The following is a 13,212-nucleotide window of genomic DNA, read 5'->3' on the forward strand; positions in this document are numbered from 1 at the left end:
TCCTATCAGGCGTTACCTGGCTCAGCATCACCTGCTTCGGATTCGGTTGCGCTAGGCAGACGAATTGGACGAACCGGCACTACTGTAGAGATAGCGTGTTTGTAGACCATTTGGCTGACGGTGTTTTTCAGCAGGATAACGAATTGGTCGAAAGACTCGATCGTACCTTGCAGTTTAATCCCGTTGACCAGGTAGATGGACACCCCAACTTTCTCTTTACGTAAAGTATTCAAGTAAGGGTCTTGTAGCGAATGCCCTTTTGACATGTGCCGCACTCCTTTAAGGATTCAATATAAAAAAATAGGTAATCAGATGGCTTTGGCCGCCCCACCCCCAAGGATAGACGGCAATTGCAAGGACTCAGCTCAATATGGAGATGGTCCCCAGGTATTTCAAGGCGCGCGGCAGATTGTCGCAATCGAGACTGTCCAGCCAGTGTAAATCAGCCCAACTGCGAAGCCAGGTGAACTGGCGCTTCGCCAATTGGCGCGTGGCAATGATTCCACGCTCCTGCATCTCGGCTGACGTCAGCTTGCCATCCAGGTAATCCCAGACTTGGCGGTAGCCCACCGCACGTATAGACGGCAACCCTGTATGCAGGTCACTTCTATTACGCAGGGCTAGGACCTCGTCGATGAATCCCTGTTCCAACATTAAGGTGAATCTTTGTTTAATTCGGTCGTGCAATACCTGGCGATTCGCCGGAGCAATGGCCAAGTTCGCGACAGTATAGGGCAATTGTTGCCGTCCCGAAGCGGCTGCTTCAGTACTTTGCGCAGATTGTCGCAAGCGAAGCGCAGTCATGCTCTGACCGCTGACACGGTAAACTTCCAACGCTCGACTCAAACGCTGCGGATCGTTCGGATGAATACGTGCCGCGGAAACCGGGTCAATAACCGCCAATTGCTCGTGCAGTGCCTGCCAGCCAAGGCGTGCAGCCTCTTCCTCGATCTGCGCACGGACCTCCGGGTCGGCGGCCGGCATATCCGCAAGCCCTTCAACCAAAGCCTTGTAATAGAGCATTGTGCCGCCGACCAGCAGCGGAATTTTTCCCCGCGCGGTGATCTCGGCCATGGCTTGCAGGGCATCGCGACGGAAATCTGCCGCCGAGTAGGCCTCGGCCGGGTCGAGAATATCGATCAAACGGTGCGGGAACTCTGCCAACAGCTCTTTTGATGGCTTGGCGGTACCAATGTCCATGCCGCGGTAGACCAGCGCCGAATCGACACTGATCAGCTCGCAGGGCAGCACTTTGGTGAGCTCGATGGCCAGGTCGGTCTTGCCGGCGGCGGTCGGGCCCATCAGGAAAATCGCAGGGGGGAACTGGTTCATCAACGACCGCGCAAGAACAGTTTGTCCAGATCGTCCAGGCCCAGCTGGGTCCAGGTCGGTCGGCCATGGTTGCATTGACCGCTGCGCTCGGTGTTTTCCATGTCGCGCAGCAGACCGTTCATTTCCGGCAGGGCCAGGCGCCGATTGGCCCGGACCGCGCCATGGCAGGCCATGGTGCCGAGCAATTCGTTGAGGTGCGCCTGAATCCGGTCGCTGGTGCCATATTCCATCAAGTCGGCTAACACGTCACCCACCAGTCGATTGGCCTCAGCCTGTTTGAGCAAGGCTGGTATCTGCCGAATGGCCAGGGTTTCCGGGCCGAGGCGCTGCAGTTCGAAGCCCAGGCGCTGGAACCAGGCAACATGCTCTTCGGCGCAATCGGCTTCACGTTGACTGAGTGCCAGGGTTTCGGGCACCAGCAGCGGTTGCCCGCTCAAGCCTTCGCTGGCCATGGCGACTTTCAGGCGTTCGTACATGATCCGCTCATGAGCGGCATGCATGTCTACCAGCACCAGCCCCTGGGCGTTTTCCGAAAGGATGTAGATGCCTTTGAGCTGCGCCAGCGCGTAGCCCAGCGGCGGAATGTCGTCCTGACCAGCTGGCAGCGCTACCGCATTGGCCTCGGGCAACGGCGCGAAGAATTCGCGATAGGCGGCCTGTGCTTCTGCAACCGGAACAGCTGACTGGGGACGCGGGGTGTATTGATATTGATATCCAGCCCCTGCCCCCGAACCGGCGGGCGCATTGAACGAAGGCTGTGCCTGAGGCTGTTCCAGCAGCGCATTGGCGGCCAGGCGCATCTCACCCTGCGGGCCGAACTCACCGGCCTCGAGGCCGGTAGGCCGCACTGCGGCTGTCGCAACCGGTGCTGCCAGATGATCGTCCGGCCGCACATCGCCCAAGGCACGGTGCAGGGTGCCATAGAGAAAATCGTGAACCATGCGCCCTTCACGGAAGCGCACTTCGTGCTTGGTGGGGTGCACGTTGACATCGACGCCCGTCGGGTCGACCTCGAAGAACAGCACGAACGTCGGATGCCGGCCGTTGAACAATACGTCGCGATAAGCCTGGCGCACGGCGTGTGCCACCAGCTTGTCGCGCACGGCACGACCATTGACAAAGAAATACTGTAAGTCCGCCTGGCTGCGGTTGAAGGTCGGCAACCCTACCCAGCCCCACAGATGCAGGCCATTGCGCTCGATTTCGATCGGTAGCGCCTGCTCCAGGAAACCGGGTCCGCAAATGGCCGCCACGCGCCGGGCGCGAGCTGCATCGTCGCGGGCTTCGTGCAGGCTGAGGATGGTCTTGCCGTTATGACGCAGATGAAAGGCCACGTCGAACCGCGCCAGGGCCAGGCGCCTGATGACTTCCTGCAGGTGATCGAATTCGGTTTTTTCGGTCTTGAGAAACTTGCGGCGTGCTGGAGTATTAAAGAACAGGTCACGCACCTCGACCGAGGTACCCACCGGATGAGCCGCAGGCTGCACCCGCGGCGCCATGTCACGGCCCTCGGTCTCGACTTGCCAGGCCTGCTCGGCATCGCGGGTGCGCGACGTCAGGGTCAGGCGCGCAACCGAACTGATCGATGCCAATGCCTCACCGCGAAAGCCCAGGCTCATGACCTGTTCAAGATCTTCCAGGTTGCGGATCTTGCTGGTGGCGTGTCGCGCCAGGGCCAGCGGCAGGTCATCGGCGGAAATGCCGCTGCCATCGTCGCGCACCCGGAGCAACTTGACGCCACCCTGCTCCACGTCGACATCGATGCGCTTGGCGCCGGAGTCGAGGCTGTTTTCCAGCAACTCCTTGATCACCGAAGCCGGCCGTTCAACCACTTCGCCAGCGGCGATCTGGTTCGCCAACCGTGGGCTGAGCAGCTCGATGCGAGCGCTGTTGTTCACGACTTCGTTCATTCCTTGGCCGCCAGTTCAGTGCCTGGGATGGTCAGGTGCTGGCCGATCTTGAGCTCATCGCTCGACAGGTTGTTGGCACTGCGCAGGGTCGCTGGGGACACTTGATAGCGCACCGCGATCATCGCCAGCGTCTCGCCCGGGTTTACCCGATGGTCACGAGGACCTTGAGCGATTTTTCCGGAATCACGCAGCCAGGCAATGTAAGTGCCCGGTGGCGGATTCTGCTGGAAGAACTGGCGCACGCCGCTGCTGATGGAGCGCGCCAGCGCCTGCTGGTGGCTCGACGCAGCCAGCTTCGAGGCTTCGTTGGCGTTGGAGATAAACCCGGTTTCGACCAGGATCGACGGGATGTCCGGCGACTTCAGCACCATGAACCCGGCCTGCTCGACGCGTTGCTTGTGCAGTGGCGTGACCCGGCCGATGTTGCTCAGCACTTTCTGGCCGACGTTCAGGCTGGAGGTCAGGGACGCGGTCATCGACAGATCGAGCAATACGCCAGCCAGCATGCGGTCCTTATCGTCGAGACTGACGTTGCCGGCACCCCCGATCAGGTCCGAACGGTTTTCGCTGTCAGCCAGCCAGCGCGCGGTTTCCGAAGTGGCACCACGATCGGACAGGGCGAACACCGAGGCACCGAACGCCGCGGCAGAAGGCGCGGCGTCGGCGTGAATCGAGACAAACAGGTCGGCGCCTTTCTTGCGGGCAATTTCCGTACGGCCACGCAATGGAATGAAATAGTCGCCGGTGCGCGTCAGCTCCGCGCGAAAGCCTTTCATGCCATTGACCTGGCGCTGCGTTTCACGGGCGATCTGCAGCACCACGTCCTTCTCGCGCTGACCACGGGAGCCGGAGGCGCCCGGGTCTTCACCACCGTGACCGGCATCGATTACCACAACGATGTCGCGCTTGCCGGCCGGTGCGGGAGGCAGCTTGATCGAAGGTTCGGATGGCGTGACCGGAACGGCCGGCACCGTGGCCACCGATGGCGTCGGCACTGGTGGCGGTGGCGCGGCATCGGCCGGGTTATCGAACAGATCGACCACCAGGCGATTGCCATACTGGGCGTTGGGCGCCAAGGAGAAGCTTTTTGGCGTCACCGCCTTTTTCAGGTCGATGACCACCCGCAAGTCGGTCGGCGTACGTTGTGCCGAGCGCATCGCGGTGATCGGGGTGTTGGACGAGTTGACGTTCAACGGCGCACCGAGGCTCGCGCCATTGATGTCGATGACCAGGCGATCCGGGGCCGTCAGCGTAAAGACGCTGTGCTGCACCGGACCGGACAGGTCGAACACCAGCCGCGTGTTGTCCGGAGCCCGCCACAGGCGAACACTGTTGACCTTCGTCTCGGCCACAGCGTCGACGGTCACCGCCAGAAACATCACCCCTACGGCAGCAACCAACGCGCGAAAGCGCATACCTAACCCCATCATCTATTTGGATTCCAATGCCAAAGCGGCACACCAGGCCTCGCCACGCGAACCCCTGGGTAAAATTTTCAGCGAACGCCCGCTGTCTCGCGGGCTAATGGTAATGGTCAGGTCGGGCTTTGGCAAAAAGCCTGCACCTTTATCGGGCCATTCGATCAGGCACAGCGCATCGTCCTCGAAATAGTCGCGGATGCCGAGAAATTCCAGCTCCTCCGGATCGACCAGGCGATACAAGTCGAAATGGAAGGCACGAATGTCGCCGATCTCATAGGGTTCGACCAGGGTGAAGGTCGGGCTTTTGACCGCCCCGACATGCCCCAAACCACGAATGATACCCCGGGACAATGTGGTTTTCCCCATCCCCAGATTACCTTCGAGGAAGATCAGGCCATGCCCCTCGGTGATACGGGCGATACGTGCGCCAAAGTCGCTCATGGCCTGCTCATCGGCCAGGTACAGGGTTACTTCAGACACGGTGCTTGCTCCTCCAACAACTGACGAATGGCTGGTATCAAATCACTGGCCGCCAGTCCACGGCCGAATTTACCTTGGCGTTCACCGGCATTGGCGTGTAGCCAGACGGCCAGGCAAGTCGCATCGAACGCGTCCATGCCCTGGGCCAGCAGCGCACCCACCAGACCCGCCAGCACGTCGCCCAGACCGGCGGCAGCCATTGCCGGATGACCTTGATGACACACGGCAAGCCGCCCGTCAGGACAGGCGATCAGACTGCCGGCCCCCTTGAGCACCACCACTGCTGTGTATTTTTTGCTCAGTGCATGGGCCGCCGCGGGGCGATCGGCCTGAACCTGGGCAGTGCTGAGTCCCAGCAACCGAGCGGCTTCTCCCGGATGCGGCGTGATCACGCACCCCTTGGGCAAGCTCACCCGGCCTTCCGCCAGCAGGTTCAGCGCATCGGCGTCCCAGACTTGCGGCAGGGGTGCGTTGGCGGCGGCCGACAACAAGCTTCTCCCCCATGCACCCTGCCCCAGTCCAGGGCCGACCACCAGTACGGACACCTTTTGAAGCAAATCCATCAGTTGATTGGCCGACGCAGCGCCCAGCGCCATCGCCTCGGGGATCCGGGCCAGGGCAGCCGGCACATGCTCGGGGCGGGTCGCCAGCGACACCATGCCCGCGCCGCTGCGCAATGCACTTTGCGCGCTCAACAGGATTGCCCCGCCCAGCCCGCGATCGCCACCGATCAGCAATACGTGGCCGAACTGGCCCTTATGGGAAGCGCCCCTGCGGGCGGCCAGGCGCGGCAGGTTGCCGGCTGTCAGGCGTCGGGCGGTAATCGGCGCCCCCTCGAGCAGCCGGGGATCGGCGTGCAGGTCATTGAACACCCGCTCGCCCACCACATTTGCCGCGTCGCCGGTGAATAACCCCAACTTCAAGCCGATAAAGGTTACCGTCAGATCGGCTCGCACGGCACAACCGAGGATGCGCCCGGTATCAGCGCATAGCCCGGAGGGGATATCCACCGCCACCACCGGAAGGCCGCTGGCGTTGATCGCGGCGATGACACTGGCGTACGGCTCGCGCACATCACCGGCCAAGCCGGTACCGAGCAAGGCGTCGAGGACAATGCCCCGGTAGTCCGATTGCGCGCTCCACGCTTCGATGACCACGTTTTCGGACACCGCTTCGGCATGGGCCGAAGCCGCATCACCGCGCAGCTGCCGGGGATCGCCTGCCGCCAGAACCCGTACCGTCCACCCGCCGCGCTTGGCCAGCACGGCGACCAGGTAACCGTCGCCAGCGTTATTGCCGTGGCCTGCGACCACCGTTAATTCATTCGCCGCCGGCCAATGCCGGACCAGCGCTCGCCAGGTGGCCCGTGCGGCGCGATGCATCAATTCGAAGCCCGATGTGCCAGCCGCGATCAGGCTCGCATCGAGCCCTCGGACCTGCGCGGCGCTGTACAGCGCGTCGGGTAAATCATCTTTAGTGTGCGGCATGCGTCTACGGGCTCCGATGTCTGGCAGAATTATACGCACCTCAGCTCCGGTTTCTCTCGCCTCATGCCCGCTATTACCACAGATCTGCCTGCCCTCGCCCAATCCATCAAGGACTGGGGCCGTGAGCTGGGCTTTCAACAAGTCGGCATCAGCGGCCTGGACCTCGCCGAGCATGAGCAGCACCTGGAACGCTGGCTTGCAGCCGGCTACCACGGCGAAATGGAATACATGGGCGCCCACGGCAGCAAACGCTCGCACCCCGAAGAACTGGTACCAGGCACTTTGCGCGTGGTATCGCTGCGCATGGACTACCTGTCGGGCGATACCAGAATGGCGCAATTGCTCGCCCAACCGGAAAAAGCCTACGTCTCGCGTTATGCCTTGGGCCGCGATTACCACAAATTGATCCGCAAACGCGTGCAACAACTGGCGGAAAAAATCCAGGCCGAGATTGGTCCGTTTGGTTATCGCGCGTTTGTCGACAGCGCTCCCGTGCTGGAAAAAGCCATCGCAGAGAAAGCGGGTCTGGGCTGGATCGGCAAAAACACCCTGGTCTTGAATCGCAAGGCTGGCAGTTATTTCTTCCTGGCCGAACTGTTCGTCGACCTGCCGTTGCCCGTGGATCCACCCCATGCCACCGAACACTGCGGCCGCTGCAGCGCCTGTCTCGACATCTGCCCGACCAACGCCTTCGTCGGCCCCTATGTGCTGGACGCCCGGCGCTGTATTTCCTATTTGACCATCGAACTCAAGGGCGCCATCCCCGAAGAGCTGCGACCGCTGATCGGTAATCGGGTGTTCGGTTGCGATGACTGCCAGATCGTCTGCCCGTGGAACCGCTTTGCCCGTCCGTCCGGCGAAAGCGATTTCAAGCCACGGCACAACCTGGACAACGCCGGACTGGCCGAGTTGTTCATGTGGGACGAGGATAAATTCCTCAGCAGCACCGAAGGTTCTCCCTTGCGCCGGGCCGGCTACGAAAACTGGCTGCGCAACTTGGCGGTGGGCTTGGGAAATGCGCCTTCAACGATTCCGGTACTGGAGGCATTGAAGGCGCGACGCGAACATCCGTCCGAACTGGTGCGCGAGCATGTCGAGTGGGCATTGAAACAACACGGTCTTGTGTAGGAGCTGCCGCAGGCTGCGATCTTTTGACCTTGATTTTTTAAGGTCAAAAGATCGCAGCCTGCGGCAGCTCCTACAGGGGATCGCAGCATTACGCTTCGTCGTTGTAGACGAACTTGGGCATTTCCCAATGGAAGCGGATCGCCAGCAGGCGTAGTAGGAAGCCGCCGAACAATGTAATCAGGATCGCCTGCTCTCCAGGAAGATTCAGATACAGGCAGAGCATGTAGCACCACGCCGCCGCGAAGGAAACACTGGCGTACAACTCGCGCCGAAAGATCAGCGGAATGTCGTTGCAGAAGATATCCCGCAGGATGCCGCCGAAAACCCCGGTGATCACACCGCTGACCGACGCAACCAACATGCCATGCCCCATTTCCAGGGCGGTCATGCAGCCAATCAGTGTAAACGCCACCAGGCCCACGGCGTCGAGCACCAGGAACAACGAGCGCAGATGGCGCATCCAGCGTGCGGTGAACACCGTGATCATCGCTGCAATGGTGGTCAGCACCAGGTATTCCGGGTGCTTCACCCAGGTCAGCGGATAGTGGCCTAGCAGCACATCGCGCACCGAACCACCGCCCAGCGCCGTGACGCACGCGATCAGCACCACGCCGAACCAGTCCATGCCGCGGCGGCCGGCAGACAGGGCACCGGTCATGGCTTCGGCGGTGATGGCGATCAGGTAAAGCATCAGCAACATGGTGGCAGTCCTTGCGAAAAGGCGCGCAGTCTACGCACTTCGCCCGAGCACCAAAAGAGGGCAGCACACACATCACAAACCTGTGGCGTTACCCCTCAACCTGATCAAACCTTGATGAAATGCTGGCGGTAATGCTGCAGCTCAGCGATTGACTCGCGGATATCGTCCAGCGCCAGGTGGGTGCTACCCTTTTTGAAGCTGTCACGCACGTCCGGCGCCCAGCGAGCGGCAAGCTCCTTGAGGGTCGAAACGTCGAGGTTGCGGTAGTGGAAATAGCTTTCCAGGGATTTCATGTGCGTATAGAGGAAGCGCCGATCCTGGCAGATGCTGTTGCCACAGATTGGCGACTTGCCCTTGGGTACCCACTTCTCCAGGAAGGCGATGGTTTGCGCCTCAGCTTCAGCCATGCTGATGCAGCTGTCGCGAACGCGCTGGGTCAGGCCCGAACCGCCATGTTGACGAGTGTTCCACTCGTCCATGCCGGCAAGAATTTCGTCACTGTGGTGGATCGCGATCACCGGACCTTCGGCCAAAGTGTTCAGGTCGCTGTCAGTGACGATGGTGGCCATTTCGATGATGACATCGGTATCCGGGTTCAAACCGGTCATTTCCAGGTCGATCCAGATCAGGTTCTGCGGGTTTTGCATGTGTCGGCTCCTAGGCAATGCTGCGCAGTTTAGCCTAGGCCGGTGGCCGGGCGTGCTAAACTCGCGGCCGTTTTACCTAATCGCTGCATTATTACTACGGAACACCCATGGCCAAACGCCAACTCAATCGTCGTCAAAACTGGCGCATCGAAAAGATTCAGGGCGAACGCGCTGCCCGCGCCGCCAAACGCGAGTCCTCGGCTGTCGAGGCACTTGAGGGCGGCGATCTGGGCCCGGAACAGCACGGCCTGGTGATCGCCCACTTCGGGGTGCAGGTCGAAGTCGAAGCCCGCAATGGCGCGCTGGCCGGCCAGGTGTTCCGTTGCCACCTGCGAGCGAACCTGCCTGCGCTGGTGACCGGCGACCAGGTGGTCTGGCGTGCCGGCAACCAGGGCATCGGCGTCATCGTGGCGCAATTGCCACGCAACACCGAACTCTGCCGCCCGGACAGCCGCGGCCAGCTCAAACCCGTAGCAGCGAACGTCGACATGATTGTCATTGTGTTCGCGCCACTGCCTGAGCCCCATGCCAACCTGATCGACCGCTACCTCGTAGCCGCCGAACACGCTGGCATCAAGCCGCTGCTGCTGCTGAACAAGTTCGACCTGATCGACGAGCACAACGCCCCGGCGCTGAATGCCCTGCTCGCGGTCTATCGCACCTTGGGTTACCCGGTGCTGGAAGTGTCGGCCCACCACGGCGACGGCATGGAACAGCTGCAGAAGCAATTGGACGGGCGCATCAGCGTGTTCGTCGGCCAGTCCGGCGTCGGCAAGTCGTCGCTGGTCAACAGCCTGTTGCCGGAAGTCGAAACCCGCGTCGGCCCGTTGTCCGAGTTGTCCGGCCAGGGCACCCACACTACCACTACCGCGCGCCTGTTCCACTTCCCCGGTGGCGGTGAGCTGATCGACTCCCCGGGTATCCGTGAATTCGGCCTGGGCCACGTCAGCCGTGCCGACGTCGAAGCCGGCTTCATCGAGTTCAACGACTTGCTCGGCACCTGCCGCTTCCGCGACTGCAAGCACGACCGCGAACCCGGTTGCGCCCTGCTCAAGGCACTGGAAGACGGTCGCGTGCAACAGCAACGGATGAACAGCTACCGCTCGATCATCGCCAGCCTGCCGGAAAACGGCTACTAAACAGACGTGCCGACCGCCCTGCTTCAGCGGGGTGGTTGGAGTCTGCGTCTCCCCCTCCATTTAAACTCAGACTTTTCTGTAAGGCCTACCCACGCTTGTTTGTAGGACATTTCTCTTTTCGCGCCAGTCCCTTGTGGCCGCCCGGCAATCGCCTAGGTTCAAACCCTCTTCGCACTCCTGCGACACTGAGGGATACCCATGCAGACCTACCATTTGTTCATCCGTCATTCGGGCAAGATGATCATTGCGTTCAAGCCATTGGCTACCGAGCGCATTGACACGCGGGTACGTGACGCAGCACATGCCGAATGTGCGTGGAACACCGATAGCATCGTCACCGTTATTCGCCAGCACACGGCGGTGTAACCATGCGCAAGGGACTGTTTATCGGCATCAACGACTACACCCATGTGTCGAGCCTGAGGGGCTGCAGCAACGACGCCATGGCCATGGCCTCGGTGTTGAAGACCGACGCCAATGGCGATCCGAACTTCAAGAACATCGTGCTGACCTCCGCCGAGGACTACCTGGGCCGGGAAAAACTCGAAGACCAGATCCGCGAGCTGTTTTCCGGGGATTGCAATGTCGCCCTGCTGTATTTCGCCGGCCACGGCAGCTTCGATATCGACACAGACGAAGGCATGTTGATCCCGCAGGACTACAGGAGCGCCAAGGACGGGATTCGCCTCAGCGACATCCTGAACTGGGCCAGCAAGGCCACGAAGATCAAGAACAAAGTGATCATTCTCGACTGTTGCCAGAGCGGCTCGGCCGGCGAGGTGCGCGCCTTGCGCAGTGAGGGGAGCGTGGTCGGCGAAGGCATGACCATCCTGACCGCCTGCAAAAAGGAAGAGCCGGCGATGGAGGGTGCACAACACGGTGTGTTCACCGGCTTGTTGCTCCAGGCCCTGCACGGCGCAGCGGCGAACATCCTGGGCAAGATCACCCCCGGCAGCCTGTATGCGTTTGTCGACAACGCGCTCGATGCCTGGGAGCAGCGCCCGGTGTTCAAGACCAACGTCTCGCAGTTCATCTCCCTGCGCGAAGTGTCACCGCTGATTTCCAAGGAAATCCTGCGCAAACTCCCCGAGTGGTTTGCCGAAGAGGAGTCGACTTACCCCCTCGCCCCCAGCTTTGAGCCCACCGAACCCGAGTTCAACCCGGAACAGGGCGAGGTCTTCGCCCAGCTGCAAAAGTGCAACCGCCACAGCCTGGTCGAACCGGTGGACGCCGAGCACATGTACTACGCCGCCATCCACTCCACCGGCTGTCGCCTCACCGCCCTCGGCGCCTATTACCGCGAACTCGCGATCAAGGGACATTTCTGATGCCAGTGTTTATCAGCTACCGCCACATGGACCGCGCCTACGCGATCAGCATCAACACGCGCCTGATCCAGGCCAACATCAAGACCTACCTCGACGTACTGGATGCCGAATCCCAGACCACCGACGACATCACCGGGGTGATCACTCGCAACATCAGCGAATGCACGCACCTGCTGGCGGTGGTCTCGGAGAAAACCGCGCTGTCCTGGTGGGTGCCCTTCGAAATCGGCGAGGCGACCATCACCAATCGGCGTATCTGCTCGTTCAAGACCGGCCCGACAGAGCTGCCGCTGTACCTGGACAAATGGCCGAAGCTGAGCAGCGAAAGGGATATCGAGTTCTTTATCGATGCTTATCGCAACGAGATGACGGTCAAGCGTTCGATGTCATTGGAATCGGTGACGGGCAGTGAGTCGGTGCGCAGCGTCAACAGGACTAACGCCGATCGATTCCACACTGACTTGAAGTCCAGAATCATTCGCGGTTTCTGATTTTCTCACCCACCCCCTGTAGGAGCCGGCTTGCTGGCGATAGACTCAAATGCGCCGAGTGCATCCAGGCAGCACGCGTTATCGTCAACGACCATCGCCAGCAAGCCGGCCCCAACAGCCAGTGTCAGGTCACTGCTTGGCCGGCTCACCCGGCTTCGGCGCCGGGTCATCGAACAGGTTCAAGCGCTCACGCAATTCGTGGGCCGGCAGCGGCTCCTTGTCCGCCGGCAATGCGTTCGGATCGACCGGTGCAGCCGGAGCGACAGAACCTTGCGGTACATCGGGAGCAGGCTCGGCGCCTTGCGAACCTTCGATGGCACGCTGTGCCTTCTTGGTCAGCACAACAATGTCGATTCGACGGTTGACCGGGTTGAACGGATGCTCACGATCGAACAACGCCGACGAGGCATAACCGACCACGCGCGCCACTTGCGACTCGGGATAGCTGCCCGCCACCAGTGCACGGCGCGCCGCGTTGGCACGGTTGGCCGAAAGCTCCCAGTTACCGAATTCACCGGTGCCGCTGTACGGCTTGGCGTCGGTATGGCCGCTAATGCTGATCTTGTTCGGCACGGCCTTGATGGTATCGGCCATGGCCAGCAGGATGTCTTCGAAATAGGGTTTCAGGCGGGCTGAGCCTGAGTCGAACATCGGCCGGTTCTCGGCGTCCACGATCTGGATGCGCAAACCGTCCGGGGTGATCTCGAACAGGATCTGGTCTTTGAATTTCTGCAGTTGCGGGTTCTCTTCGACCTTGTTCTGCAACTCTTGCAGCAGCAGTTCCAGGCGCTCCTTCTCCACCATCTCGGCCATGCCTTCGACCTGTTCGACGTCGACTGTCACCTTGTCCGGCTGCGGCTGGGTCTTCATCTCTGGGTTGAGGGTGTTGTCCGGCGCCATGGTCGGCGTGCCCCCCAGATCGATGATGTACGGCGTGCCACTTTCAGAAAAGCCGATCGGGTCCTTGAAATAACCGGCGATGGCGATCTTCTGTTCCGGGGTGGCGGTGGACAACAGCCACAACACCAGGAAGAACGCCATCATCGCTGTGGCAAAGTCGGCGAAGGCGATTTTCCAGGCGCCCCCGTGATGCCCGCCGGCGATGCGCTTGACGCGCTTGATGATTATCGGCTGATTGTTCTCCATGGC

The 13,212-nt window shown here is 61.1% G+C and carries 14 protein-coding genes; 5 read left to right on the top strand and 9 right to left on the bottom strand.

From position 1 onward, the window contains the following. Window positions 1-5: 5 nt before the first annotated feature. From hfq to PSUM_RS20500, 6 genes are all read right to left on the bottom strand, one after another. Window positions 6-266 (bottom strand): RNA chaperone Hfq, encoded by a 261-nt coding sequence (hfq, locus tag PSUM_RS20475; RefSeq protein ID WP_007902656.1) that lies wholly within the window; start codon window positions 264-266, stop codon window positions 6-8. 94 nt (window positions 267-360) lie between these two features. Further along, on the bottom strand, window positions 361-1,332 hold the full coding sequence (miaA, locus tag PSUM_RS20480) for a tRNA (adenosine(37)-N6)-dimethylallyltransferase MiaA (protein WP_020797709.1): 972 nt from the start codon (window positions 1,330-1,332) through the stop codon (window positions 361-363). Next, window positions 1,332-3,242, bottom strand: a complete 1,911-nt coding sequence (gene mutL / locus PSUM_RS20485) for a DNA mismatch repair endonuclease MutL (RefSeq protein ID WP_020797710.1) — start codon at window positions 3,240-3,242, stop codon at window positions 1,332-1,334. The genes miaA and mutL overlap by 1 nt, the downstream gene beginning before the upstream one ends. After that, window positions 3,239-4,621: an N-acetylmuramoyl-L-alanine amidase gene (locus PSUM_RS20490; protein ID WP_404821820.1), complete on the bottom strand. Its 1,383-nt coding sequence runs from the start codon at window positions 4,619-4,621 to the stop codon at window positions 3,239-3,241. Before PSUM_RS20490 ends, mutL begins: the two co-directional genes overlap by 4 nt. A 51-nt stretch (window positions 4,622-4,672) precedes the next feature. Next, window positions 4,673-5,143: a tRNA (adenosine(37)-N6)-threonylcarbamoyltransferase complex ATPase subunit type 1 TsaE gene (gene tsaE / locus PSUM_RS20495; RefSeq protein WP_020797712.1), complete on the bottom strand. Its 471-nt coding sequence runs from the start codon at window positions 5,141-5,143 to the stop codon at window positions 4,673-4,675. Next, window positions 5,131-6,630, bottom strand: coding sequence for a bifunctional ADP-dependent NAD(P)H-hydrate dehydratase/NAD(P)H-hydrate epimerase (locus PSUM_RS20500; protein WP_033040629.1), 1,500 nt, complete (start codon window positions 6,628-6,630; stop codon window positions 5,131-5,133). The genes tsaE and PSUM_RS20500 overlap by 13 nt, the downstream gene beginning before the upstream one ends. Before the next feature lie 63 nt (window positions 6,631-6,693). Between PSUM_RS20500 and queG the strand changes: the two genes are divergently transcribed. Beyond that, window positions 6,694-7,758, top strand: a complete 1,065-nt coding sequence (queG, locus tag PSUM_RS20505; protein ID WP_020801357.1) for a tRNA epoxyqueuosine(34) reductase QueG — start codon at window positions 6,694-6,696, stop codon at window positions 7,756-7,758. 88 nt (window positions 7,759-7,846) lie between these two features. Here the strand turns inward: queG and PSUM_RS20510 are convergent, their stop codons facing one another. Both PSUM_RS20510 and orn read right to left on the bottom strand, forming a co-directional pair. After that, window positions 7,847-8,458: a trimeric intracellular cation channel family protein gene (locus tag PSUM_RS20510; protein ID WP_008064122.1), complete on the bottom strand. Its 612-nt coding sequence runs from the start codon at window positions 8,456-8,458 to the stop codon at window positions 7,847-7,849. A 104-nt stretch (window positions 8,459-8,562) separates the two neighbouring features. Beyond that, window positions 8,563-9,105: an oligoribonuclease gene (gene orn, locus PSUM_RS20515; RefSeq protein WP_083350052.1), complete on the bottom strand. Its 543-nt coding sequence runs from the start codon at window positions 9,103-9,105 to the stop codon at window positions 8,563-8,565. A gap of 107 nt (window positions 9,106-9,212) precedes the next feature. On the opposite strand from orn, the gene rsgA reads away from it, so the two are divergent. From rsgA to PSUM_RS20535, 4 genes are all read left to right on the top strand, one after another. Beyond that, window positions 9,213-10,244 carry a small ribosomal subunit biogenesis GTPase RsgA gene (gene rsgA / locus PSUM_RS20520; protein ID WP_020798551.1) on the top strand — a complete coding sequence of 344 codons (1,032 nt, stop codon included), beginning with the start codon at window positions 9,213-9,215 and terminating at the stop codon, window positions 10,242-10,244. A 198-nt stretch (window positions 10,245-10,442) separates the two neighbouring features. Then, window positions 10,443-10,610 (top strand): hypothetical protein, encoded by a 168-nt coding sequence (locus PSUM_RS20525; RefSeq protein WP_231989892.1) that lies wholly within the window; start codon window positions 10,443-10,445, stop codon window positions 10,608-10,610. A 2-nt stretch (window positions 10,611-10,612) separates the two neighbouring features. Next, entirely contained in the window at window positions 10,613-11,572 is a 960-nt protein-coding gene (locus tag PSUM_RS20530; RefSeq protein WP_083350051.1) for a caspase family protein, read from the top strand. Further along, window positions 11,572-12,063 carry a toll/interleukin-1 receptor domain-containing protein gene (locus tag PSUM_RS20535; RefSeq protein ID WP_020798554.1) on the top strand — a complete coding sequence of 164 codons (492 nt, stop codon included), beginning with the start codon at window positions 11,572-11,574 and terminating at the stop codon, window positions 12,061-12,063. The genes PSUM_RS20530 and PSUM_RS20535 overlap by 1 nt, the downstream gene beginning before the upstream one ends. Window positions 12,064-12,192: 129 nt before the next feature. Here PSUM_RS20535 and motB read toward each other — a convergent pair whose 3' ends face one another. After that, on the bottom strand, window positions 12,193-13,209 hold the full coding sequence (motB, locus tag PSUM_RS20540; RefSeq protein ID WP_020798556.1) for a flagellar motor protein MotB: 1,017 nt from the start codon (window positions 13,207-13,209) through the stop codon (window positions 12,193-12,195). Window positions 13,210-13,212: the final 3 nt, after the last annotated feature.

The organism is Pseudomonas umsongensis (assembly GCF_002236105.1).
Taxonomy (GTDB): Bacteria; Pseudomonadota; Gammaproteobacteria; order Pseudomonadales; family Pseudomonadaceae; genus Aquipseudomonas; species Aquipseudomonas umsongensis.

Coding starts and splice junctions, on each gene's coding strand:
- orn (WP_083350052.1), bottom strand. CDS start 9,105: ATGCAAAACCCGCAGAACCTGATCTGGATCGACCTGGAAATGACCGGT.
- PSUM_RS20530 (WP_083350051.1), top strand. CDS start 10,613: ATGCGCAAGGGACTGTTTATCGGCATCAACGACTACACCCATGTGTCG.
- PSUM_RS20490 (WP_404821820.1), bottom strand. CDS start 4,621: ATGTTTCTGGCGGTGACCGTCGACGCTGTGGCCGAGACGAAGGTCAAC.
- motB (WP_020798556.1), bottom strand. CDS start 13,209: ATGGAGAACAATCAGCCGATAATCATCAAGCGCGTCAAGCGCATCGCC.
- PSUM_RS20525 (WP_231989892.1), top strand. CDS start 10,443: ATGCAGACCTACCATTTGTTCATCCGTCATTCGGGCAAGATGATCATT.
- hfq (WP_007902656.1), bottom strand. CDS start 266: ATGTCAAAAGGGCATTCGCTACAAGACCCTTACTTGAATACTTTACGT.
- mutL (WP_020797710.1), bottom strand. CDS start 3,242: ATGAACGAAGTCGTGAACAACAGCGCTCGCATCGAGCTGCTCAGCCCA.
- rsgA (WP_020798551.1), top strand. CDS start 9,213: ATGGCCAAACGCCAACTCAATCGTCGTCAAAACTGGCGCATCGAAAAG.
- miaA (WP_020797709.1), bottom strand. CDS start 1,332: ATGAACCAGTTCCCCCCTGCGATTTTCCTGATGGGCCCGACCGCCGCC.
- queG (WP_020801357.1), top strand. CDS start 6,694: ATGCCCGCTATTACCACAGATCTGCCTGCCCTCGCCCAATCCATCAAG.
- PSUM_RS20500 (WP_033040629.1), bottom strand. CDS start 6,630: ATGCCGCACACTAAAGATGATTTACCCGACGCGCTGTACAGCGCCGCG.
- PSUM_RS20510 (WP_008064122.1), bottom strand. CDS start 8,458: ATGTTGCTGATGCTTTACCTGATCGCCATCACCGCCGAAGCCATGACC.
- PSUM_RS20535 (WP_020798554.1), top strand. CDS start 11,572: ATGCCAGTGTTTATCAGCTACCGCCACATGGACCGCGCCTACGCGATC.